Consider the following 25,316-nt stretch of genomic DNA (forward strand, 5'->3'; position numbering starts at 1 on the left):
CCTTATGGACATCTATACCGCAACCGGTTGTTACAACCTGTTTGAATTTTATTTCTTGCATTACGTTTCATGTTTTGCACGAAGTTAAATATTCATCCTCGGTTGGTGTGCTTCATTCTAGCTCATGACCATTTCATGGTTGCAATTTTTATAAAGTTTGAATAATATTATTCGAGAGCGAATATAATAAAACATCCATTATAAAGTAGATTTGATTCTTTGACCATAAAACTATAATAATCACCATTCTATTTACTCCTTTTAAAAACAAGATCGAGCGCTCCATCAATGTAGGAATTGATATCGGGAACAATTTTGAAATAATAAATATTTCCCAGGAAAATTCCGCATGAAACAGCCGAACGTACTGCCACATCTAAAAAAACATTATTCAAATACGGGACAAGCAGGTTTATACCAAGGCTGATGCCACCGATCAGCAATATCCAAAGCAGCCGGATATCAAACGGGTGTATTTTAAAATTTACCTGTACAAAAATCAATCGTAACACATTATACAAAACAAGTGTGATCATTGTGGCGATCGCGGCTCCATTCATTCCCATTCCCAATGTTTTAATAAAAATATAATTTGAGCCTACAATAAATACAATTAAAAATACCGTAAAGAACAGGTCGTACATATATTTTTTTGAGGTGATCGTTATCACTCCATTTAGCCCTGTTGCCATATCGAACAGGCGCCCGAGGCTGACGAAAAGGAAAACATATTTCGCACTGGCATATTCCTTTGGCATGAAATAAAAAATATTGTCGATGTTTACCCACAAACCAATAAACAGGAAGGTTCCTGTGGCCAGGCATATCAATGTTACCTGCTTATACAAGACCCGCATCCCTATCATATCATTGTCTTTCCAATGTTTGGCCACAAGCGGACTGGTTATCTTTAAAATAGATCTGAAAGGGATGAGCATTACTGTTGAAATAAAAAAAACTGTTGTGTAAATGCCGGTTGCGCCAAGATCAATATAGCGGGCAATCATAAGCACATCCACATTGGCAATAAATACATTTCCCGCCGAGCTGAGTATCGATGCCATACCGAACAGGATCATGTATTTTGAAAAACGTTTTACTTTTTTGGAGAAAACAGGTTTCAAAGAAAGTTGTCCCAAAAAAGCCGCGTAAACCATAATTATAAGGCCAATAGAGCAGTTCAGAACAACATAGATCACTACAAACTCATGGAAACTAACCCAGTTAACAGCATACAGCGTTATACTTAAAGTGACCATAAGGCGCAACACCACTTCGTTTAGGAATGAAGGGACCACCGTTTTAAACAGAGATCGCAAATAAGAATCGTATAGCTGGAACAAGAGTGTGGACAAACCCAATGGAATGATGTAATAATAATAATCCACAAGTAGTTTTGAATTTTCGGAATAATGTTCAACTACCCATGGCCGGAAAAGGACAAACAGCAGCGTTACAATTGTAAAACCAAGAGTAATAACCAACTTGCTCCAGAACAGGAAACCATGATGCCGGTTTGGCTTATCATTGAAATAAGGAAAAAACTTCAACACAATACCCACCATTCCAAGCGCTGAAAACTGTGCATAAATAACTGCTATGTTAACAATGATGTTGGCCAGTCCGACTTCTTCAGGCCTTAAAAAATTGGGAAACAGGAGTGCCTTATTAACATAACCCAACACAATACCGATGTATGATACGATGGTTAATTTAAGTCCGTCGCGTTTAACTATGCCCATAATGATTAAATTGACCACCCTTGGCAGCACGCACTTCGATAAACTCAGTTTGAGAACGTGCGTCCCGGGTCCGGTTGAGTTTAACGAAACCGTGCGAAAGGCTTCATAACATAAAAGTCAGCAAAAAACAAGTTCTAAATCAGGTTTACAAAACAAGTAATTAACGCAGGGGTGTGGATTTTATTACGCCTCACCCGTTATCCTGGGTAATGGAACGCAGATTGTTATGATCCTTATGATAAAAATATGATTTATTTGTGCCATCATAACAAATCATAACCATCATAAAAATCAGCGTTCTATTCGGAAAAGCAACTGACAAGGGGAGGCTCTTATTTACTACTTTTGTTAAACAATATGAATTACAAAACAAGTAATTAACGCAGGGTGTGGATTTTATTACGCTTCACCCGTATTCGCGGTAATGGAACGCAGATTGTTATGATCCTTATGATAAAAATATGATTTAATTATGCCATCATAACAAATCATAATTATCATAAAAATCAGCGTTCTATTCAGGAAGGCAGCGGACATGGGGAGGCTCTTATTTACTACTTTTGTTAAACCAAAATGAATTCCACTAAACTAAGGATCATTGCTATTAAAGCCTGGCGCCTATTTTACCTCCGGTTTACAGCAATATTTGACTTTATTTTTTATCGTCTAAGAATACCGGCGGTAAATATTTCCGGGATCCATTTAAAGGATAAGAAATTGGTAGTATTTGTCGGCGAATTCCTCGCACCACGTATACCCCGAATGGCCAAATGGCTTAAAAGAGCTGATTCTTCTTTTGTTGCATTGTTGCTCTGCCACAGATCAGGATACGTAGAAAAATTCTCGAACGATTCATTCGATCAAACCATCCTGTTCAGGAATGAGTGGCACTTGAGGCGAATTATAAGGCAACTGCCTTCCATTTATATTATCCATGGTTTCGCGCCTAAAAGTTTTTTCCCTGATATTGCCCGCAAAATGGCTAAGTGCCCTTATGTGCACGACATGCAGGATGTATACTCCATTTATTACGGATTAAACCCCACATTGAACTGGCTTAAAAAAGAATTGCCCCACGAAAAAGAATGTCTTGAAAAGGCTGATGGTATTGTTGCCCATAGCCTTGAGCCCAATGCCGCTTACGGATTGTTTAAAACAAAACAGAAACCAAAAACATTATTTTTCCCGCTTTATTGCGACGATGATGTTTTTCAGCAAAACAATAAAATATTGGATCCCGACAATATGCATTTGGTGTATGCCGGCGGGGTTGCAGGCTCACACCGGAATCCCAAACAATATGGAAATATACAGTTCCACAATTTAATTAAAACACTAAGCGAACAAAAAATACATTTTCATATTTACCCTAGCCCATCCAACATTAAAGCCGACTATGAAGAGTATGAAAAGATTGCTAAGGGTAATTCTTATTTTCATTTTCATAACCCATTAGGGCAGGAAGTACTTGCTAAAGAATTATCTAAATATCATTTTGGAATTTTACCCTTTTTCAAAGAATTATCAGAACAATCTTTGGATAAACTAAAATATGCAACAACACTGAAATTATTCAACTATATCGAAGCCGGTATACCACTTATTGTATCAGGTGACCTTGACTATCAGAGTTGGTTGGTTAATAGGTATCAAATAGGATGTATAATTCAGAAGGATGCTTTACCTGATTTAAAAAACATATTACGCAAGACGAGCTACAACAAATTAGTAATAAACCTCAACTATGCAAAAACGCGACTATCAATTAAAAAAAATGTTACCCGTATTATATCCTTTTATCAAAGCTTCTATTAAACTTAATTTCTTAAATTTATAAAATAGTTCCCCTCTATGAAAGTGATCATTGTTGGCGCCCGGGCCGATGGACATGCTAAAGTCGTTTTAGAAATTATTAATGCTCAAAAGAAGCATACTGTTGTTGGCTTTATTGATGATGATATTTCAAAAACCGGTACTTCAATACGAAATATCAAGGTAATTGGTACTTTAATTGATTTGCCAAAACTTATTAAAAAACATAAAATAAAAGGAGGAATAGTTGCAATCGGAAATAACTCACAAAGAAGATCTCTAAGCAAAAAACTAGAGACTATGGGTTTGGAATTAATAAATGCTATTCATCCGACTGTACATTTGGATTCTGATGTAGTAATCGGAAAAGGCAACTACATTGGACAAGGCTCGATCGTTATAACCGGAACAAAAATCGGAAATTGCGTAAATATTCATACAGGAGTAACGATTGATCATGACAATGTTATTGAAGACGGAGCAAATTTAGGACCAGGAGTACATACTGCTGGCAGAGTTAAAATAGGCAAGGATGCTTTTCTTGGAACGGGAACTATCCTAATACCTGATGGGGTTGTTGGAGAGGCAGCTGTTACAGGAGCTGGCACGGTCGTTATTAGTCCGGTAAACCCATTTACAAAAGTTGTTGGCGTGCCTGCAAAAGAAATCGGAAAAGTACTATGACAAAAATTTATCACCACAATACTTTTCCAAATACAAAATCTGCTGGAAATTAATTAAAAATAATTTTAATGCTTTGATCAATTGTAAATTACAACCTTGAACTGATATACGCAAGGAATGCCTGAAGTGTAGTTTTCATTCAATAAAGTTATGGTGTTAAGGCTATATGTAAAACGTTGGCCAGCTTGCCCAGTACCGGCTACAGTAAATGGCATAGCATACCAAACACCGGGATAAAGAGCCTGATTAGCGACAAATACGCTGACACTACCGGCATCTACTACATGTTGAGTAATTTTAGAATTTGTATGAACAAATTTATAATAATTTGTCTGCCACTGATTCCAGGAAGCTATAGGGACAGAGAAAGTATCAATAGCAATAATTGTACTCGCTCCTGTTGGCCCAGTAGCTCCAGCAGGACCGGCAGGGCCTGTTTTTGTACAACTAAAGAAAGTTGACACAATAATCCCAATTGAAAATAAAACTAATATCTTTTTCATTTTACAGGTTTTTTTATAATTAATTTATTTCTACTTAAACGAATATAGACCATTTTACTTTAACATACAAACGTGTTTTAAAACATAAACCAGCATTGAAAATGTTTAACTTTGGGTCAATGAAAAAGCTATTGAAATCCACAAGTGCACTTTGCGTGTTCTTTATTTCAAATTTATGCTACACTCAAAATCTTGTTTCAAATGGTGACTTTGAAACTTACTATAGTTGCCCCGATTGGTATAATCAAGTCGACTCGGCAAAAGGGTGGTTTAAATCATCTACTAAAAACAATCCTTCTTATCATACGGAATATTTAAATGCCTGTTCTCCTTCAAATTTATTTAAAGTTCCGACAAACACATGGGGTTACCAGGTTGCAGCAAGTGGACAAGCTTATATGGCACAAGTAACAATGGCTCCCACAGTCCAAAAAGATTACAGAGAAAATATTTACACAAAACTGACATCTCCATTGACAATTGGATCCACTTATTATGTTTCAATGAAAGTTTCCAGAACAGACAATACCCAACATGCAAGTAATAATCTGGGAGTTCAATTATCTGTCAATAGTAGTTTCCCTCTAAGCAATCGTTCTCAGGTTTATTCTGGCACGATCATTACTGATACAACAAAATGGACCACTATTTCAGGGTCATTTATTGCAGATAGTGCATACCAATATATCGCAATTGGAAATTTTTTCACTGATTCAGCGACAAGCTCATCAGTTGCATGTGGTTCATGTCAGTTTATTCAATATGGTTACTTCATTGACGATGTTTCCGTGGTTGCATGCAACGCATCAGTAACCCTAAACAGTTCTACAACTTCTATTTGTTCCGGAGAAAGCGTTACTTTAACTGCAACAGGTGGAAAAATCTATAATTGGAATACGGGTGCAACTGATTCAGTACTGATCGTTTCTCCTACTTCCACAACAACATACACCGTTACTTCAAGTAATAGTTTATGTACCAGTCTTCCTAAAACTATAACAATAACCGTTAAGCCTTCGCCAACAATCAATATTACCGGCAATACACTTATATGTCAAGGGCAATCAACTACGTTAAGCGTAAGCGGAGGAAAAACATACAGCTGGAGTGATGGCTCGATTGATTCCGTGTTAATTATTTCACCATCATCAACAACCACTTATACTGTAAGTACAAGTAATAGTATTTGTACCAGTACTCCGAAAACCATAACTGTAAACGTAACACCTGCTCCAACAGTTAATATAAACTGTGTAGCTCAAAACCTTGTTTCTAATCCAAGTTTTGAGCAATATACTCAATGTCCTTTCGATTATAACCAAGCTGACTTTGCAAAAGACTGGCTTAAATCCTCAAATAATAACAATCCAACATATCATACCGAATATTTAAATACCTGTTCTCCATCCTCACTTTTTCAGGTTCCTACAAGTACCTGGGGCTATCAGGTAGCTTCATCCGGTCAGGCATATATGGCACAAGTTACCTTGGCTCCTTCTGTTCAAAAAGATTACAGAGAAAATATTTACACCAAACTTATTGCACCTTTAATAAAGGGAAATACATATTACGTTTCACTGAGAGCTTCTCACGCAGACAATTGTCAAAATGCCAGTAATAATTTAGGAGTAAAATTCTCTTCAAATTCTAATTTGCTTATTAATAACATTTCTCCAGTTTATTCAAATTCTATTATTACCGATAACACAAAATGGATAACAATTTTGGGATCATTTATTGCTGATAGCACATATCAATATCTTGGCATTGGAAATTTTTTCACAGATTCCGCTACAAGTAAATTAAATTCTTGTCCCGGATGTTCATTTGTTCAATATGGTTATTTAATTGATGACATTTCGGTAACCGGATGTAGTGGAATTGATGCTGTTACTATTTGCTCAGGACAAAGCGCAACTTTATCCGTAAGTGGAGGCAAAACATATAGCTGGAGCAACGGCTCAAATGATTCCATATTAATTGTTTCTCCGGTATCAAGCACCACATACACCATAACAACAAGCAATGGCTCGTGCACAAGTTCTACTAAAACTATAACCGTAAATATTGTCTCACCACCCACAGCAAACATAACCGGAAACACCACTATTTGCCAGGGCCAATCAACCACACTTACCGTAAGCGGAGGTAAAACATATAGTTGGAGCAATGGATCGAGCGACTCTGTATTGGTAGTTTCGCCCGGCTCAACCACTACATATACAGTAACAACCAATAATGGCTCATGTACGAGTGCCACTAAAACAATTACTGTTAATGTAACACCAGCACCCACAGCAAACATAACCGGGAACACCAGCATTTGCCAGGGTCAATCAACCACATTAACTGCCGGTGGAGGCGGTACATACCAATGGAGCGGAGGTATCAGTTCAACATCAGCGTCTGTAACGGTTTCTCCTTCCTCCTCAACAACATATAGTGTTACTGTAAACAGCGGCGGATGCTTCAGTCTGCCCGCGGCTGTTACGGTTAATGTGTTAATGCCTCCTACCGCAACTATTACGGGAAACACTGCCGTTTGCCAGGGACAGTCAACTACATTGACCGCTGGCGGAGGAACAAGTTACCAATGGAGCGGCGGCATCACTTCTGCTTCTGCATCAATTATTGTTTCTCCGTCTTCATCCACCACCTATTTTCTTACCGCGAATAACGGAAGCTGCAGCAGCCCTCCAGCTTCTGTAACTGTTACGGTGACCCCATTGCCTATCGCCGGTATTTCAGGCAATACAACGATCTGCCAGGGACAATCTACTACACTAACTGCCGGAGGAGGAATAAGTTATCAGTGGAGCGGAGGGATTAGCTCTGCGTCCTCTTCAATTACAGTTTCACCTTCCACATCAACAACTTATTATGTTACAACAAATGACGGAACATGTACAAGTTCTCCGGCTTCTGTTACTGTGATCGTTACCCCTATCCCAACTGCCGGCATTACGGGCGTCACCACAATATGCAGCGGGCAATCAACTACATTAACCGCAAGCGGAGGCGGGAATTACCAGTGGTATGGAGGAATAAGCTCCACTTCATCGTCTGTTACAGTCAGCCCATCAACAATAACAACCTACAGCGTTGTTGTTAATGATGGAAGCTGCTTCAGCCTGCCATTTTCAGTTACTGTTCAGGTATTACCTGTGCCCAATACCACAGTAGCGGGCGACACCATATTATGTCCGGGTGAAAGCAGAACTTTAACCGCAAATGGCGGAAGTATTTATAACTGGTCGTCAACAAGCTCTGTCGTTTCATCAATAACAGTTTCACCAACAGCTACTACAACATACACTGTAATTGCGGGTAACGGCACCTGTTACGGAACATCCGCCATAATTACAGTTCATGTCATGCCAACTCCAACTGCTTCAGCATCTCCTGCAACATCATTGATCGATCACGGGGCTTCTGTAAATATTATCGCAAGCGGAGGAGGCACTTATACCTGGACTCCCGCCAAAGGTTTATCCTGCACAAATTGTTCAAACCCAACCGCAACACCTGACACATCAACAATATATACAGTGACAATAACCGATGCAAATGGTTGTACGGCAACAACAATGGTAAGCATACTTATAAAAGCATTTTGCAACGGAAATGAAAAGGATATATTCATTGCCAATGTTTTTTCACCAAACAACGACGGTAAGAATGATGTTTTGAAGGCACAGGGCAATGGCCTTAAAGATGTTTACTGGGCCATATTCGACCGCTGGGGAAACAAGGTTTTTGAAACTGCAGATCTGAGTAAAACATGGGATGGGACTTACCGCGGCGAAATGGTGGTTGCCGGCACTTATTTTTATATCCTAACGGCAACCTGCATACAGTCAAACAGCGAAATTAACCTGAAGGGAAATGTTACTGTGATCCGGTGATAGTATTCTGAATTAGCTCCAAATTACGTTCAATCAAACGTTTGAACAAATGTTTGATTGATAAAGCCCTCAATATTTCGTAACTTTGCTTCATGAAATCAACACCAAATATAAGACCTGAAACTTTTTGGGATACTGATTTTTCAAAAATAAATTTTGATAAACAATATCAATCTGTTATCACCCGGGTATTTAATTACGGTACTATGAAAGATGTAATTGAAGTTTTAAAATACTACAAAGCCGATTTTGTTAAAGATATATTAGTAAATACAGAAAACAATTTACACTATAACGCCATAGATCTTGCGAAAGCTATTTTTCAGCTTAAAGATTCTGATTTCAAATGCTCCAGAAGTCCGCTGTTTCAGCAGAGTTATACCAAACATTAGTCAAACTAATGGAGTTGGATTTATTACATGACCATCGCTTAGTTGGCGGAACAGCACTTGCCCTCCAAATAGGACATAGATTGTCTGTAGATATTGATTTGTTTTCCGATCAAAAACACAATTACGAGCAGATAACGAACACTCTCGCTAAAAAATTTAATGGCAACTTAAATATTATCAGATCAAATACCGATGGTATTACATTATTTATAAATACAATTAAAACAGATATTTACGATTGGGATGTACCATTTAATCACATACCATTTATTGAGAATAATATCCGGATGGCTTATAAAAAAGACATAATACCAATGAAGTTAAATACATTTTGCTCTTCCCATGATGCAAGATATGAGAAAAAAGACTATACTGATATTGCCGCATTGTTAAGGGAATACTCACTTAGCACTATGATTGACTTATATTTTCATAAGTATACTCAATCTTATTTGAATGAGCGGATAATAATCGAAAGGTTAGGCCACTATACAAAAGCTGAAAGCAATGGCAGCACAATGCCAATTATGCTTGATGGCAGCACATGGGATGACGTAAAGAAGCAAATTGACAAATCGATTAATAGTTATATTAATGAAAATATGAACGAATGAAAAATATATTTATCACCGGAGGTGCAGGCTATGTAGGCTCAGTGCTTGTTCCTAAACTCCTTAAAAAGGGATATAATGTAACCGTACTTGACCTGATGATATACGGCGAAGATGTACTTCCCAAACACCCAAATTTAAAAACAGTAAAAGGCGATATCCGCGACCAGGAACTATTAAAAAAAATACTTCCCGGGCAGGATGCAGTGATACATCTGGCCTGTATTTCAAATGATCCCAGCTTTGAACTAAATCCAACACTTGGCAAGTCCATTAACCTGGATGCATTTGAACCATTGGTTAAAATTTCAAAGGAATCGGGTGTGCAACGATTTATTTACGCCTCTTCATCCAGTGTTTATGGCATTAAGGAGGAGCCCAATGTAAATGAAACAATGACGCTTGAACCACTCACTGATTACTCAAAATTTAAGGCTCAATGTGAGGAAATACTAAGCAACTATCAAAGTGACAATTTCACTACTACTACTATTCGTCCGGCTACCGTTTGCGGGTACGGCTCACGGTTGCGTCTTGACCTGTCAGTAAATATTCTAACCAATCTTGCGATCAATAAAGGTGAGATAACTGTATTCGGCGGCTCTCAAAAGCGACCCAATATACACATTGAGGACATGACTGATCTTTACTGCATGCTATTGGAATTGCCAAAAGAAAAAATCGCGAATAAGATCTGGAACGCAGGCTATGAAAACCATACCATTTCTGAGATCGCCGGCATGGTAAAAAATGTTATCGGCGACCAGGTTAAAATTGTAACTTCTCCTTCCAATGATCTGCGATCATATCACATTTCATCCGCGAAAATTAAAAATGACATAGGCTTTGTAGCTAAACATACAATTGAAGATGCTGTAAAGGATCTAAAAACCGCGTTCAATAAGGGTTTGGTTCCAAATTCATTAACGGATGATAAGTATTTTAATGTTAAGTTGATGCAGAAAATTGAGTTACATTAAAATAGAACGCTGATTTTTATGATCATTATGATAAATTAAGATGAGTAACTACAAGTATTCAGAGATCACTAATACAATTATTAAATGTTACTATAATGTTTACAATACATTAGGGTACGGGTTTCTGGAAAAAGTCTATGAAAACGCTCTCCTGATCGAACTAATGAATAATGGTTTGCGATGTTCAGCTCAATATCCTGTTGAAGTTTATTATAGCGCTAAAAAAGTGGGACAATATTTTGCCGATATAATCGTAAATGAATGCGTTATCATTGAAATAAAAGCCGCCGAAGCTTTATGTGAAGAGCATGAAGCACAATTAACCAATTACCTCAAAGCAACTAATATTGAGGTCGGTCTGCTTCTTAACTTTGGCAAAAAGACAGAATTCAAAAGAAAAGTCTTTACCAACGAATATAAAATCATAACTGATCATAACGATCATAAAAATCTGCGTTCCCTTCGATCATGAAAGTCCCTTACATAAACCTGGGTCTGCAACACGCCCCAATAAAAACGGAAATACTTAAACGTATTGAAAAACTACTGGAGAACGGCCAATTTATTTTAGGTGAAGAAGTCCGGATTTTTGAAAAACGTTTTGCGGAATTATCACAAACCAAATACGCCTTAGGCGTTGCCAACGGCACGGATGCGTTGTTCCTCTCTATGCTGGCACTTGGAATTGGTAAAGGTGACGAAGTAATAACTGCTCCGAATTCTTTTTTAGCTTCAGCCTCAGCAATTGCCCTTATTGGCGCTACGCCTGTTTTTGCTGATGTCCGCGACGATTTTAACCTTGATCCCGCGAAAGTGGAAAAAGCAATAACCTCAAAAACAAAGGCCATTATTGCAGTCCACCTAACCGGAAGGCCTGCGCCAATTGACGAATTACTTCAGATAGCAAAAAAGCACAATTTGCATATTATTGAGGATGCCGCACAAGCTGTCAGCGCAGAATATAAAGGTAAACCGGTTGGCGGTTTTGGAATTACGGGCTGCTTTAGCTTACACCCTTTGAAAAATCTGAGCGCAGCAGGTGATGGAGGTGTGATCACAACCAATGATGATAAAGTGTATCAATACCTTGTTAAAGCACGTAATCACGGATTAAAAAGCCGCGATGAATGTGAACTGTGGAGTTACAACTCCCGTCTTGATAACCTGCAGGCCGCTATACTGAATGTTAAGTTGAATGTATTGGATAAATGGACCGAGCGAAGAAGGGAGATCGCCTCTATTTATCAGCAAAAATTTAAGGGACTTGATATAGTAGTACCCTGTGATAAATCGTACGAAAAAGCGGTTTACCACACCTTCATCATTCAAACCTCTTACAGAAATGAATTGCAGAAGTTTCTGCTCGAAAACGAAATTGAAACAAAGGTCCACTACCCTATTCCGATCTATCTCCAGGAGGCGGCAAAAAGCCTTGGGTATAAAAAAGGTGATTTCCCTGTCACCGACCACCAGGTTGAGACCATATTAAGCCTGCCCGTTTTTGCTGAGCTCACAAACGAACAGGTAAATTATGTTTGTAATAAGATCATTGAATTTTACACGTCAAAAAGGTCCGGAACTAAAACCAATCTATCAGCAGCAGGCAAATAATGGCAACAAACTTCGACAAACAATTTTTTGAGATCTTTGAAAAGGATAAAGCATTTATCAAAAGCTGGCTCGTTGCATGGGATTATCAATTAAAGAGAAAAAAAAGGAATGTAAAATATGCCGATGGACAACTTTCTGACTTTTTCAGTTACGGCGGGCCCGAAGATCTTACCAAGTGGATGAGATGGTTCAGCCCTGTTTATGCAAGTTATTTTAGCAAGACACTTACTCAGCCTTTGTCAGAGGAGAGTCTTGAAAATGACAGGCGGATCCTCTCCGGATTAAATTTAAACTATGATTTCTCATCCTATCACAATAACGTAGGGCTTAATAACGCCCATGATCTTTTAATTCCGCAATTATATCCTGTACCGGAACGCAATCAGATCAAAACCATTCTCGACTTTGGCGCAGGTTATGGCCGCCAGGCTAATTTATGGACATCAAAAACAAAAGATGCCACATACATTGGCATGGATGCTATACCTAACTCCTACACACTGCAAAATCTATACTACAATCAGTTAACCTCCAATGTTTACGACTACATAGATTCTCCGGGCTCATTTAAATTTTCATCGGACAAAAAAGGTATTTATCATGTTCCGACATGGCGCAGTGATCTTATACCAGATAATTCAGTTGACATGGTGATGTGCGTGCAGGTATTGCCGGAGCTTAATACACGATTAGTAAAACACATGCTGGTGGAATTTGAACGAATACTCAAACCGGGTGGAATGTTATATATCCGTGATCATTATGAAGCATGGAAACCGGCAGGCAACTTCAGCATTAATTCATTTTTAAACAACAACGGATTTGTGCTTGAATTTAAACCTCACATTATCCTGGATAAAGATCTGCATGGAATTCCTAAAATCTGGAGAAAGGCCGATCCGGAAGTAATGAGATCATTAACACGTCCGTTAAAAGCAAAAATCAAACAACTTGCGGAAGATGCAGACGCCTTATCAGGTGGCTTACTTGCTAAGCTAAAACGTTCGATAAAATAACGAGACTCAATAAACATGTAATATCGGTAAACCCCGACAGGGGTTTAATACGAATAACCACCGATGCAAGCGGTGGTAAATAAACAAAAACGATCCCCAACCCCGACAGGAGTTGAACTTTTTAGATAAATTAACAGTTGCAGATGAGTAGTTATAGACAAATATTCTACCAGATAGTCTTCAGAACAAAATCGAACAAACACGCTTTGACTGAAGAACATTGCGATGAACTATACAAATATATTAGTGGCATTATAAAAAATAAAAATTGCACTATTTACAGGATCAATGGCGTTAGCGACCATATTCATATTGTTTGCGATTTACATCCTTCAGTAGCGTTAGCAGACCTTATAAAAGATATTAAAATAGCCAGCAATATCTGGATGAAGAATTCAGGAAAGTTTCCTGATTTTAATGGTTGGTCTGATGGCTATGGTGCGTTCACTTATTCTATAAAAGAAAAAGACAGGTTGATAGAGTATGTAAAAAACCAATAAGAGCACCACAAAACATTTACCTTTATGGATGAATTTAGAAAGCTGTTAATTGAACAAGGAATTGAATTTGATGAAAAGTATTTATAATCGCAATATTCAACCCTTATCAGGGTTGAGGTATCGTTTTACTTTTGTAACCATGCGTTTCACGCAAGGTTATTCATATTTAAGTCCTTCGGACTTATCCGCGGAAAGCATATAGAAATAGAATATAAATAATAAAAACATGAAATAGCCATCACGCCAAAAGGCGTGACCAACCGAAATGAATAATACGAGATGGCGTATTCCATCTGACAATTAAGAACTTACAAATTATATACAAGATGAAAGTATTAGTTACCGGAGGATGCGGATTTATTGGAAGTCACACTGTTGACCGCCTGTTGCAGGATGGTCATGAAGTAATTGTAATTGACAATTTATCTTCGGGGAATGCCCGGAACCTCGAACATCACAAAGACAATAAAAAACTGAGTGTACATATTGCAAGTATAACAGATCTTGAAAAAATTGAATCACTATTCAATGGAGTTGACTGGGTATTTCATCTCGCCGCATTAGCGGATATAGTTCCATCTATAGAAAGACCGATGCAATATCACAATTCCAATGTAAACGGAACTATTTGTGTGCTTGAAGCCTGCCGTAAAAATAACGTAAAGCGGATAATTTATTCAGCCTCCTCTTCCTGCTTTGGCATTCCCGACACCTTCCCTACCTCTGAAACAGCGGAAATACGCTGCCAATACCCTTATGCCGTTACCAAATACCTTGGCGAAGAATATTGTTTGTATTGGAAACAGATCTATAAAATGAACATAACTTGTATGAGGTTCTTTAACGTATATGGCCCCCGTGCCCGTACCGCCGGTACTTATGGAGCAGTATTCGGGGTTTTCCTCGCTCAGAAATTGAACAATAAACCCTACACCGTTGTGGGTGATGGTGAACAAACACGTGACTTTACCTTTGTTACAGACATAGTTGATGCCTGTGTGACAGCAGCTAAGCGCAATGATGTATCCGGACATGTATTTAATGTAGGCAGCGGTAACACCTACAGTATTAACAAACTTGTGGGGCTTCTTGGAGGTGAAATAACATATATCCCAAAACGTCCGGGCGAGCCGGATTGTACATTCGCCGACACTTCCAAAATATCAAAGCTGCTCGGATGGAAACCTAAAGTAAGCTTTGAAAAAGGAGTAAAAATAATGCTTGATAATATTGATTACTGGCGTGAAGCCCCGCTATGGGAACCTCATACAATTGCGGAAGCAACAAAAGATTGGTTTAAATACCTGGCCTAATCACTTATACCCCTAAAAGTTTGTGAATAATATTTTCGCAGCTGAACTTTGAACCTTGAACACGGAACCTATTTAACTAAGGTTACGTGACCTACATAAAACTTCCTCTCCTTTTTAAAGTTGCAGGTTTGTATTTTCCAGACGTAAACATCCTGTTGTGCAACTAATTTGCCTCCATTGGCCCTTCCATCCCATCCGACATTGAGATCTTCCGTTTCGAATATCAGGTTACCCCAACGATCGAAGATCATCATCTTGTAACACTCTGGGTTTATCATAAATCCCTTCGGGAAGAAGGCGTCATTATTACCATCACCGTTAGGAGTAAACGCATTCGGCACATAGAATGTATAGTCACCTTCTATTTTAACATAATCAATAACGGTATCTACACAACCAAATACTGAAGTAACAACCAATTGAACCTCATATCTCCCGGTATCTTTGTAAGTATAGGTTGGGTTTTGTTTTGAAGAAGAAGAATTGTATACATCCCCGAAATTCCAATCCCATTTAACCACATCTGTAGAACTCTTATCGGTAAACACTATAGTTGGTGCAAGAATGGTCGTCAGGGTTGGCGTTGCTTTAAACGCGGCATCGGGTAATGGATGAACTGTAATATAATTTGTCTGGGAAACAGACGCAGTACAACCCGCACTATCTGAAACAGTTAAATTTACAGTATAAGAACCGGCCTTCCTGTAACAATTAACAGGAGAGCAATCTGAAGAAGTTCCGCCATCGCCAAAATCCCATGAGCAGGTCTTCGTACCACCCGGTGTGGTATTTGTGAACTTGACACAAACAGGTTCACAACCTGATGTGGTATCAGCAACAAAAACAGGTGAAGGGGCTGTATTTACTTTAACAGTAACGGTATCATTTGCAGAAGGTGTACCGCATCCGTCAGAAACAACCACGGTATATGTTGTACTTCCCACCGGCGGAGTTACATTAATTGAGGCACCGGTGATATTCATTGGCTGCCAGGTATAGGTATAATTTCCATCACCGCCGGTGGCAATCGCTGTAAGGGTTGTTGAATCACCAATGCATATATTCTTGTCAATACCGGCATCAACCTGAAGCGGAGGCCGGACATTTACAGTAACTGTTTGGGTGACTGAAGTGCAACCGTTTGCATCACTTACATTCACAGTATAACTTGTTGTAGTAGCAGGACTCACGCTTATGTTTGAACCAAGCAGGGAACCCGGCATCCAGGTATAGTTATATGCTGCAGTTCCTCCGCTTGCAACAGCAGTTAAAATAGCACTCTGTCCGATACAAACAGGTGTCGGTGAAGGTACCACTAAAGCCATCGGACCAGGCTCTGTAATAGTAACGATCGAGATCGCTGAGCAGCCTTTTGAATCGGTCACATTAACAGTATAACTTCCTGCAGATAGATTTGCAGCTGTAATACCTGTTCCTCCAACAGGTGACCATGAATAAGTGATAGGGGCAGTTCCTCCGCCAATTGTAGCTATGGCCGATCCGTCACTTCCCCCGTTACAACTTATACCTGTTATCATTGCCGCAGCAACAGCTATCGGACCTGTATTTCCAACCGTAGCCGCAGTAGTTTGAGAGCAACCATTGGCATCTGTAATTGTCACCGTATAAGTATCGGCAATAAGTGAAGATGCTGTGGCCCCTGTACCGCCCACAGGCGCCCAAGTATAGGATAAAGTTCCTGAACCACTGGCGGTAACAACAACATTGCCATTTGCGGCTCCGCAGGAAGCGTCGGTGATTGCTACAGAAATAGTCATCTGTACAGGTTCGGTGATAGACACAGTTGAAGCGATGAGACATCCGCTTGCATCGCTTACATTAATAGTATAAGTTCCGGCTATAAGGCCATTAACAAAAGCAGAAGTGCTTCCGGATGGAAGCCAGCTGTATGTGTATGTACCTGTACCACCTGTAGCGTTTACCTGCGCGGTACCATCATTACCTCCAAAACAAGATACATTAGTTGATTGAGTTGTTATTGAAGGTCCGCTGAGGTTGTTAACAAGCGCGGTCAATGTTTCGGAACAGCCATTCGCATCAGTAACCGAAACCGTATAGATGCCTGCCGAAAGTCCGCTTGCCGTTGGGCTTGCTGCTCCGCCAGGTGTCCATAAATAAGTATATGCAGTAATTCCGCCGGTCACCGAAACCGTTGCAGAACCATTGGCACTTCCGCAATTCGCATCAACTGTAGCTGTCGCTAAAATGATCTTGGAAGGTTCAGTAATTGTAATTGTGGTAATGGCCGCGCAATTATTCGCATCGCTAACCGTAACTGAATATATTCCGGCCGACAGGTTATTGGCAGTTGCTGCTGTACCGCCATCCGACCAGTTATAAGTGAAAGGAGTTGCACCGCCCGATGGATTTACAACCGCGTTGCCATTTGTAAGTCCGTTACAGGTAACATTTGCAGATGACAGGATTGCCGCAGTCAGACCACCTGCATTATTAACAATGCCGACTGATGTTGCTGTACAGTTATTGGCATCAGTAACAGTAACCGTATATGAACCTGCTGCCAGGTTTATCTCTGTAACACCCGTTCCTCCGCTGGGCTGCCAGCTATAAGCAAGTGTACCTATTCCGCCGCTCGCGGAAACAACAACACTTCCATTTGCCGCACCGCAGGCGGCATCAGTGGCAGCAACAGAAACATTTATTTGAGGCGGTTCGGTTATTGTGATCGTTGAGGTAATACTACATCCTCCATCATTTACACTAACTGTATAAGTTCCGGCTGAAAGGCCAATTGCGGAAGCGCCTGTACCACCCGAAGGCTGCCAGCTGTATGTATATATACCTGTACCTCCTGTTGCATTGATCTGAGCTGTACCATCAGTACCACCAAAACATGTTACGTTGGTGAATTGTGTTGTTGCCGTTGGGCCGCTAAGATTTCCGACAAGTGCGGTCGCTGTTGAAGAGCAACCATTCGCATCTGTAACTGAAACAGTATATCCACCGGCTGAAAGCCCATTAACCGTTATGCCGGTTGAACCTCCCGGAGTCCATGAATAATTTAACGATCCGGCTCCTCCTGTTGCCGAAACCGAAACTGAACCATTATTACTGCCACATGCAGCGTCAATCGCAGTAGTTGTCAATACGATCTTGGCCGGTTCTGTAATAGTAACTGTTGTAATAGCCTGGCAATTATTCGCGTCTGTGGTTGTAACCGTGTATGTGCCTGCCGAAAGATTATTAATAGTACTTGCGGTAGCACCTGCCACTGACCAACTATATGTATACGGCGATGTGCCCCCTGCAGGAATTACAGAAGCAGTTCCGTCGGAAGACCCATTACAGGTGGCATTTGTTGATGATTGTATGGTGGCCGCTAAACTGCCGGTATTGTTAACAATTCCTATTGATGTTGAAGTACAAGCATTAGCATCTGTAACAACTACCGTATAGGATCCTGCGATCAGATTACTTTCGGTTATACCTGTCCCCCCGGAAGGCTGCCAGGAATACGCTAACGTACCTATTCCACCGCTCGCTGTAACAGTTGCACTTCCGTTTGCCGAACCACAGGCAGCATCAGTTGTTGTAACAGCCACATTTATCTGAGGCGGTTCTGTTATCGTAACTGTAGATGTAACAGTACAGCCTCCGCTATTTACACTAACACTATACGTACCCGCGGAAAGATTACCAACAGAAGCACCGGTACCCCCGGAAGGCTGCCAGCTGTATGTAAATACACCCGAACCTCCTGTAGCATTTGCCTGTGCTGTACCATTACCTGCACCATAACAGGTAATATTTGTTGATTGCATTGTGACCGTTGGACCACTGGAGCTATTGACAAGTGCTGATGTTGTAACCGAACAACCATTCGCATCTGTTACAACCACAGTGTATGAACCGGCAGATAAATTGATTGCTGTAAGTCCGGTGCCGCCAATTGGCTGCCAGGAATAATTCAGGGAACCTGTTCCTCCGCCTGCCGTAACCATAGCGCTGCCGTTTGCTGCCCCGCAAGTGGCATCTGTAGCGGTTGCCGTCGCATTAATCTGCGGCGGCTGAGTGATAACAACTGTTGAAGTAATTACACACCCTCCATCATTTACGCTAACTGTGTAAGTTCCCGCAGAAAGACCGCTGGCAGAAACGCCGGTGCCGCCTGATGGCTGCCAACTATATGTAAATATACCCGTGCCTCCTGATGCATTAATCTGAGCGGTACCGTCCGCGCCGCCAAAACAGGTAACATTGGTAAATTGGGTTGTTGCAGTAGGACCGGACATGTTATTAATAAGCGCGGAAGTTGTTGCTGTGCAACCATTGGCATCAGTCACAGTAGTTATATAAGTACCTGCAGAAAGTCCTGTAACGGTTGAACCTGTGGCACCTCCCGGTGACCAGGAATAAGTATAAATGCCGGTACCGCCACCCGCTGAAACAGAAACCGTACCATCACTCGCCCCGCAATTAGCCGGGGTTGAAGAAGGAGTGACCGTGATTGGCGGAGGTTCGGTTATTGTTGCAACGGAAGTTTTGGAACATCCCTTACCGTCAGTTACCGTTACAGTATAACTGCCGGGGGACAATGTATTTGGTGTTGTAGCCGCAGTGCCTCCTGAAGACGACCAGGTATATGTATATGCAGGAGTGCCGCCAGCTACATTTATTGCGGCTGATCCATTATTAGCACTGGTACATAAAACGTTGTTTGAAGTCGGGGTAAGTGTCATGATGGGGTGAACGATAACCACAACCGTATCTGTATCACTTGCTCCTGTTACGTCAAACATAATGACTGTGTATATTGACGTAGCGGCCGGACAAAAATTATGAGGACCTGCGCCGGTTTGACCGCTGCTCCAGGTATAAGTATATGGAGGTGTTCCCGCGCTTCCGACAGCCGTAATATTTGTACATGAACCTGGACACACAGATGCACCTGTTGCAACAACCACCGGGTTAGCACAGCTAACAGTGATTTTTACGCTGTCCTTATCTTTACAACCATTCTTGTCTGTAACAAGCAATTCATAATCGATAGTTGAAGCCGGAGTGGATATAGGGTTGGCTATGTTTACATTATTAAGGAAAGTCGGGGGATTCCATAAATAAATGGTGCCGCCTGTGCCGTTAAGTTGTGTTGTACCTGTACAAAGTGTTACATCGGGACCGGCATTTGCAACCGGCTTTGGAGCAATGGTAAGACTCAGCTCGCCTGATGTGTCTTTACATCCCAAAGAAGTAGTAACGATCAACTTATAGTTTCCGCTTGTTGCCGCAATAATATCCTGAGTGGTTGCGATATTAGCCCCATTCCGCTGCCACTGGTAGGAGGCATATCCCGGAGGACCGAATATAGTATCGGCATCACATCTTGTATAACAGCCGACAGGGAATATACTTAAGTCCGGCAATGGGTTTATAGTAAGACTCTTTCCTCCGTATGCCTTACAACCATTTTTATCTGTAAGCGTAAAATAAAAATACCCGTCGCCCTTAACTGTAATAGAAGCCGTTGTTTCTCCGGTATTCCATGAATATGTATATGGAGTAGTTCCTCCGGTTGTACTTGCAGTTATTGTTGCGGCACTGCCCTGACAAAAAGAAGCAGGCCCGGTAACAGTGGGAGTTGCAGGAGAAGGGAGTGAGGAAACTGTAACGGGTGAAGATGATGCAGAGCAACTGGAAGAAGCATCAGTTACCCTGATATAATATATGCCGGCAGTAGATGTACACAGGGAGGAGGATGTTTTCCCGGCCATAGCACCACCACCATTATACCACTGATAAGTTAAACCTGTTTTAAAAGGAACGTTAGCGCAAAACGAACTACCGGCGCAAATAGTACCGACCGTGTTTGACAATGTAGCATCAGGAAGAGGCTTTACAATAACAGTAACCGGAGGTGGTGCTGCCTGGCAGCCTCCCGAACTGAATGTAGCGACAGAATAATCCCCGCTCTGATTAACAGTAATTGATTGCATGGTTGAACCATTCGACCATAAATAAGATGTCGCCGCAGGAGCGGTGAGTGTTACTGATTGACCCACACAGAAAGTAAGAGGACCTGAAGCAGCTATAACTCCGGCGCCTGACGGCGCGGTGATCGTTACAGATTGTGTTTTTGTGTTAGTACAACCATTAATATCTGTAACCTTCAGTTTAACGGTATAAGTTCCGCCGGCAATATAGGTATGCGTTGGATTCTGAAGTTGAGATGTTGTTCCATCTCCAAAATCCCAATCCCAGAACAAGATCGTTGTTCCTACGGAAGTAGATGCGTCAGTAAATGGAGTTGGTGTGCCGGCACAGGCTGTTGGGAAAGAAAACTGTGCAACAGGAAACGGTGATACAACCACATTTTTATTGATAGTGGAAGTACAACCACCGGCTGTTACAGTAAGTGTAACATTATAAGTACCGGGTGCGGCATAAGTATGTACAGGATTCTGTGAAGTGGAAGTCGAGGCATCTCCAAAGTTCCAACTCCAGCCGGTTATTGGTGAAGTTGGCGTATGTGTTGAAAGATCGGTAAAGGTTGCAGTACCACAACTTACCTGCGATTCAAAATCACCAACTACAGGTATTTCAATCGATTTTGAAGCTTTTCCAAAAGCTGTCTTGGTAAATTGCGCCCAAAAGACCACATAATAATAACCAGCCTTCGCATAAGTATGTGGCGGGTTTTGTAGGGTAGAAGAAGACCCGTCACCAAAATCCCAATACCAGGCAATAGTTGTGATCGGAGAGTTATCGGTATAGTTTATCAAATTAGTACAGAAAATTTTTGTGGCAAATGGTTTTACCCCTTCCCCGGGATCATTTCCGGGAACAGACATTACAGAGGCTCCGATATCCGGAAACTTCCCCTCCCCCCCTGGCGGCTTAGGTTTTAACCATGAACTTCCATTTCCAAAAAAATCTATTGCTATTGAGTCAACACGTACACAACCTGGAGGAGGAGGTACGCATGGGGGCATGCCACACATTGGAAGAGGAATACATCCCGGAGGCCCTCCACCGCAAGGACCCTGAGTTATAACAATTGATGAAGAAGTTTTAGTACATCCCGAGGCATTGGTAACAACAACGTAATACGTACCGGTAGTGGTTGCAGTAAGGGAATTTCCGGTACCGGCAGGAGTTGCATTATAATACCACTGATAAGTATACCCGGGACCAACCTGTGCATACAGAGCTGTACTGATCACATCACCTGTACAATAGTCTCTTTTGTCCGGAGTAGAAATATCGGCTTTAGGCTCCGGCGCTGCAACAAGACTCGTAATCGTTTTGCCCTGACAGCCATTACTATTGGTAACCGTTAAAACATAAGGTTTAGCGGTTGCCGGAACCGGAACACTTATTGAAGAAGTTGTGCCTATAACAGTCATTGTACCGTCTTTCCATTCATAAGCAGGGAAAACACCCGCAGAAGAGAGGGTAACGGTGGAGCCGGGACACAGATTCCCGGTGATATTTATCACAGGCGACGGAGCAGGGTTCACAAGAACTGAAAGACTTACGTTTACCGGAGTAGAACATAAGCTGATAGCAACATTAATGGTCGCATTACCCGAAGCATTATACTGAATCTGCACTATATTGCCGCCCTGTCCTGAAATTACGCTTCCGGCAGATGAAGGATTGAGCGTCCAGTTATATATTGCTCCGGGTAAATCAGGAAGCGAATAAGTATATGTACCATTCACGCAGGCAACCTGAAGACCTGTAATAGGCGGAGCAGTTGTTTTGATATCCTTTACACTTATTGTAACAGGTGAAGATGCGCAAGCCGGATAAGAAGGTTGCTGCGTAACACTTACTGAGTATGGGCCAGCGGCTCCCCAGGTTACACTTACCGGGTTTCCGCTTGTGGAAGAAAGTGTTCCGTTCACGGCTGTCCAGCTATAAGTTACACCGGCTGCGGTTGACCATGCAGTATATACGTGTGTTGTGCCGGGACAAATATATTTGTCGCCGGAAATTGAATCCACAGGAGGGGTATCTACAACGGTTATGGTTGTTGTATAGGAGGAATTGCAATATACACCCGCAGTTGATGGTGTCGCAGTTACAGTGTATGTTCCGGCGGGTACATTCCAGTTAATTGTTACCACCGCGGTTCCCTGGCCAGAGGAAATTGTACCTCCTGTAGTTGTCCAGTTATAACTGCCAGTCGGATTAGCGGTAACTGTTGAATTTGAATTCCTGCAAACCTGATTATTACCGTATGCCGAAAACTGCGGAAGAATTTTAACCGGCAACGTAGCTGTACTCTTACATCCAATAAAAGGATTGCCAACCGTAACAACCAACTGGGCATTTGGATTTGTTGGATTCTTCCATTGAACACTAACCTGATTGCTACCCTGTCCACTCATGATCTGTCCTGACGCCGCCGGCACAATAGTCCAGGTATAAACTCCACCCGGAAAAGCGGGAAGACCATACCAGTAAGTAGTCCATTGACATGGAGTAGCATAACCCGTAATTACAGGATTGGTTGGCAGAATGGGAATATTAACAGTTGTTGGTGTGGTGCAGTTAGCAGGCGTACAGCCGGCAGTGCTTAGTGTAATTGTTCCAACAGGACCAGTTCCCCAGTCAACAAGTATGTTTGGAGTATTTTGCCCGCCGGTAATAGTTCCGCCTGTAACCGACCAGTTGTATGTTGTACAAACCGCATCCGTTGAATAAGGTGAATTTAATGTATTAGCACAAACCGTAGACGGACAGATGATTTTCGGTCCGGGTGAACAATTAACTGAAACTGTTTTAGTAATGACATCCGGACAATCGCATTTACCTTTCACCGTCAATTTAACTGTGAATGATCCGCATGAACCATAAATATGACTAGGGTTCTTTTCCGTGGAAGTTGTTCCATCACCAAAATCCCACAACCAACTTACAGCACCGACAGACATGTCGGTGAACTGTGTAGCAATTCCAAGACAGGAAGTGGTTCCTAAAAAATTGGCAGTAGGTGTGGGTTTAATATTGACACATACTCCTGATGTATCGGAACAACCAAATGAATTCGTTTCAACTATTTGTATGGTTCCTGAACCGGGTATACCCCAATGAACAATAGCAGAGGATGAATTCAACCCACTGGTAACAGTACCACCTCCTACGATCCAGGTATAAGTACTTCCGGGATTATTAGGGGTAGTATAAGTCTCATCAGTATTCGCGCATACGGACGGAATTGCGGAATGACTTGATCCATTGCCTGGAGTACTGCTACTTACGCTACATGTATATCCGTCAATTGGAGGATAGCCACCCTGCTTTCCTCCGCTATCCACACAATTTACAAAGCCACCTGTTATAGCCGGTTTAGGCAATGGATTTACTTTTATAGTTGTTGTGGCTGAAGAAGGAACGCCAGCAACATAGATCGTATAAGTAATGGTATGAGTTCCAACACCTGCTTTTGCCGGATCAAATGTATTACCGGTAACGCCAGGTCCGCTGTAGATTCCTCCAACAGGAGAACCATTGCTAAGGGTAAATGATTTTGATTTTTCACATACATCACTTAAAGGGGAAAGAGTTGGAGGCGGCGGTAATAAACGAACATTAAATATTTTCGAGGCAATAACTCCCTCATCGGGCATAAAAGACCAGAAAAAAGTTAAATAAATAATGTAAATTATTTTCTTCAATTAACTGCGTTTAGCACTGTAAATCAAATATATAAATAAATAATTTAAATCAAAAGAAAAGCGCGTTTCGTTTGCCCGTATTTCTTTAACAAAATTCAGATTTTGAGGCATTTGCTTCAATTCTAAATTGCGTTTCTACATATGTATAAATTCTATACATATTAATCTATAAATATAGAAGTGAAATAGGCCTTTAATCAAATTAAAATATATATAATATTACTAGTTCAAATATGTAACATTTACACATTTAACTAAAAAAACATTGTTTTATATAAAAAAAGCATTTTGTTGACTAATTTTTATTTTTTTTATTACTTGTCCAAATAAAATACATTTAAAAAAAATAGGCCTTTTTGCAAAATATTCAACAGAATTTGATTTTCGAAAGGTGCCATACATCATGCGATGGGTGCGCGCCCCCTAATCTTACATTTTCGTCCTGAACGCAGACTATTTTATAATAGCTGATGCAGTGTCGCTTAGTTAAAAAAATGTTTTGGTGAAAACCTGTGACCGGGCAGGCACCACATCCAAAAAAAAGAAAAATACGAACGACCAAATCCTTAACTAAAACGACAT

General features: G+C 40.9%; 13 protein-coding genes and 1 pseudogene. 11 read left to right on the forward strand and 3 right to left on the reverse strand.

What is annotated here, in order from left to right; translation table 11 throughout:
* Window positions 1-248: 248 nt before the first annotated feature.
* On the reverse strand, window positions 249-1,742 hold the full coding sequence (locus HYU69_15065; protein ID MBI2271662.1) for an oligosaccharide flippase family protein: 1,494 nt from the start codon (window positions 1,740-1,742) through the stop codon (window positions 249-251).
* A 573-nt stretch (window positions 1,743-2,315) separates the two neighbouring features.
* On the opposite strand from HYU69_15065, the gene HYU69_15070 reads away from it, so the two are divergent.
* Both HYU69_15070 and HYU69_15075 read left to right on the forward strand, forming a co-directional pair.
* On the forward strand, window positions 2,316-3,557 hold the full coding sequence (locus HYU69_15070) for a hypothetical protein (protein ID MBI2271663.1): 1,242 nt from the start codon (window positions 2,316-2,318) through the stop codon (window positions 3,555-3,557).
* Between the two features lie 36 nt (window positions 3,558-3,593).
* On the forward strand, window positions 3,594-4,238 hold the full coding sequence (locus tag HYU69_15075) for a NeuD/PglB/VioB family sugar acetyltransferase (GenBank protein MBI2271664.1): 645 nt from the start codon (window positions 3,594-3,596) through the stop codon (window positions 4,236-4,238).
* Window positions 4,239-4,315: 77 nt separating this feature from the next.
* On the opposite strand, the gene HYU69_15080 is transcribed toward HYU69_15075, so the two are convergent.
* Window positions 4,316-4,741, reverse strand: coding sequence for a hypothetical protein (locus tag HYU69_15080; GenBank protein MBI2271665.1), 426 nt, complete (start codon window positions 4,739-4,741; stop codon window positions 4,316-4,318).
* Window positions 4,742-4,860: 119 nt separating this feature from the next.
* Between HYU69_15080 and HYU69_15085 the strand changes: the two genes are divergently transcribed.
* The 9 genes and pseudogenes from HYU69_15085 to HYU69_15125 all read left to right on the forward strand — a co-directional run bounded on the left by HYU69_15085 (window position 4,861) and on the right by HYU69_15125 (window position 15,069).
* A complete protein-coding gene (locus tag HYU69_15085) occupies window positions 4,861-8,646 on the forward strand; it encodes a gliding motility-associated C-terminal domain-containing protein (protein ID MBI2271666.1) in 3,786 nt (1,261 codons plus the stop codon).
* Between the two features lie 92 nt (window positions 8,647-8,738).
* On the forward strand, window positions 8,739-9,038 hold the full coding sequence (locus tag HYU69_15090; protein ID MBI2271667.1) for a hypothetical protein: 300 nt from the start codon (window positions 8,739-8,741) through the stop codon (window positions 9,036-9,038).
* Window positions 8,993-9,652, forward strand: a complete 660-nt coding sequence (locus HYU69_15095) for a nucleotidyl transferase AbiEii/AbiGii toxin family protein (GenBank protein MBI2271668.1) — start codon at window positions 8,993-8,995, stop codon at window positions 9,650-9,652. The genes HYU69_15090 and HYU69_15095 overlap by 46 nt, the downstream gene beginning before the upstream one ends.
* Window positions 9,649-10,629, forward strand: coding sequence for an SDR family oxidoreductase (locus tag HYU69_15100; protein ID MBI2271669.1), 981 nt, complete (start codon window positions 9,649-9,651; stop codon window positions 10,627-10,629). The genes HYU69_15095 and HYU69_15100 overlap by 4 nt, the downstream gene beginning before the upstream one ends.
* A gap of 40 nt (window positions 10,630-10,669) precedes the next feature.
* Window positions 10,670-11,101 carry a GxxExxY protein gene (locus HYU69_15105; GenBank protein MBI2271670.1) on the forward strand — a complete coding sequence of 144 codons (432 nt, stop codon included), beginning with the start codon at window positions 10,670-10,672 and terminating at the stop codon, window positions 11,099-11,101.
* A complete protein-coding gene (locus tag HYU69_15110; protein ID MBI2271671.1) occupies window positions 11,098-12,240 on the forward strand; it encodes a DegT/DnrJ/EryC1/StrS family aminotransferase in 1,143 nt (380 codons plus the stop codon). The genes HYU69_15105 and HYU69_15110 overlap by 4 nt, the downstream gene beginning before the upstream one ends.
* Entirely contained in the window at window positions 12,240-13,256 is a 1,017-nt protein-coding gene (locus HYU69_15115; GenBank protein ID MBI2271672.1) for a methyltransferase domain-containing protein, read from the forward strand. The genes HYU69_15110 and HYU69_15115 overlap by 1 nt, the downstream gene beginning before the upstream one ends.
* A gap of 143 nt (window positions 13,257-13,399) precedes the next feature.
* Window positions 13,400-13,843 (forward strand): annotated as a pseudogene (gene tnpA / locus HYU69_15120) (IS200/IS605 family transposase).
* A 239-nt stretch (window positions 13,844-14,082) separates the two neighbouring features.
* Window positions 14,083-15,069, forward strand: coding sequence for an SDR family oxidoreductase (locus HYU69_15125; GenBank protein MBI2271673.1), 987 nt, complete (start codon window positions 14,083-14,085; stop codon window positions 15,067-15,069).
* Between the two features lie 68 nt (window positions 15,070-15,137).
* Here HYU69_15125 and HYU69_15130 read toward each other — a convergent pair whose 3' ends face one another.
* Window positions 15,138-24,734: a PKD domain-containing protein gene (locus HYU69_15130; GenBank protein MBI2271674.1), complete on the reverse strand. Its 9,597-nt coding sequence runs from the start codon at window positions 24,732-24,734 to the stop codon at window positions 15,138-15,140.
* Between the last annotated feature and the right edge of the window lie 582 nt (window positions 24,735-25,316).

The sequence above is a fragment of the Bacteroidota bacterium genome (assembly GCA_016183775.1).
Lineage (GTDB): Bacteria > Bacteroidota > Bacteroidia > JABDFU01 > JABDFU01 > JABDFU01.

Excerpts from the sequence above, each read along its gene's own strand:
- HYU69_15065 (MBI2271662.1), bottom strand. The coding sequence starts at position 1,742 with ATGGGCATAGTTAAACGCGACGGACTTAAATTAACCATCGTATCATAC.
- HYU69_15070 (MBI2271663.1), top strand. The coding sequence starts at position 2,316 with ATGAATTCCACTAAACTAAGGATCATTGCTATTAAAGCCTGGCGCCTA.
- HYU69_15075 (MBI2271664.1), top strand. The coding sequence starts at position 3,594 with ATGAAAGTGATCATTGTTGGCGCCCGGGCCGATGGACATGCTAAAGTC.
- HYU69_15080 (MBI2271665.1), bottom strand. The coding sequence starts at position 4,741 with ATGAAAAAGATATTAGTTTTATTTTCAATTGGGATTATTGTGTCAACT.
- HYU69_15085 (MBI2271666.1), top strand. The coding sequence starts at position 4,861 with ATGAAAAAGCTATTGAAATCCACAAGTGCACTTTGCGTGTTCTTTATT.
- HYU69_15090 (MBI2271667.1), top strand. The coding sequence starts at position 8,739 with ATGAAATCAACACCAAATATAAGACCTGAAACTTTTTGGGATACTGAT.
- HYU69_15095 (MBI2271668.1), top strand. The coding sequence starts at position 8,993 with ATGCTCCAGAAGTCCGCTGTTTCAGCAGAGTTATACCAAACATTAGTC.
- HYU69_15100 (MBI2271669.1), top strand. The coding sequence starts at position 9,649 with ATGAAAAATATATTTATCACCGGAGGTGCAGGCTATGTAGGCTCAGTG.
- HYU69_15105 (MBI2271670.1), top strand. The coding sequence starts at position 10,670 with ATGAGTAACTACAAGTATTCAGAGATCACTAATACAATTATTAAATGT.
- HYU69_15110 (MBI2271671.1), top strand. The coding sequence starts at position 11,098 with ATGAAAGTCCCTTACATAAACCTGGGTCTGCAACACGCCCCAATAAAA.
- HYU69_15115 (MBI2271672.1), top strand. The coding sequence starts at position 12,240 with ATGGCAACAAACTTCGACAAACAATTTTTTGAGATCTTTGAAAAGGAT.
- HYU69_15125 (MBI2271673.1), top strand. The coding sequence starts at position 14,083 with ATGAAAGTATTAGTTACCGGAGGATGCGGATTTATTGGAAGTCACACT.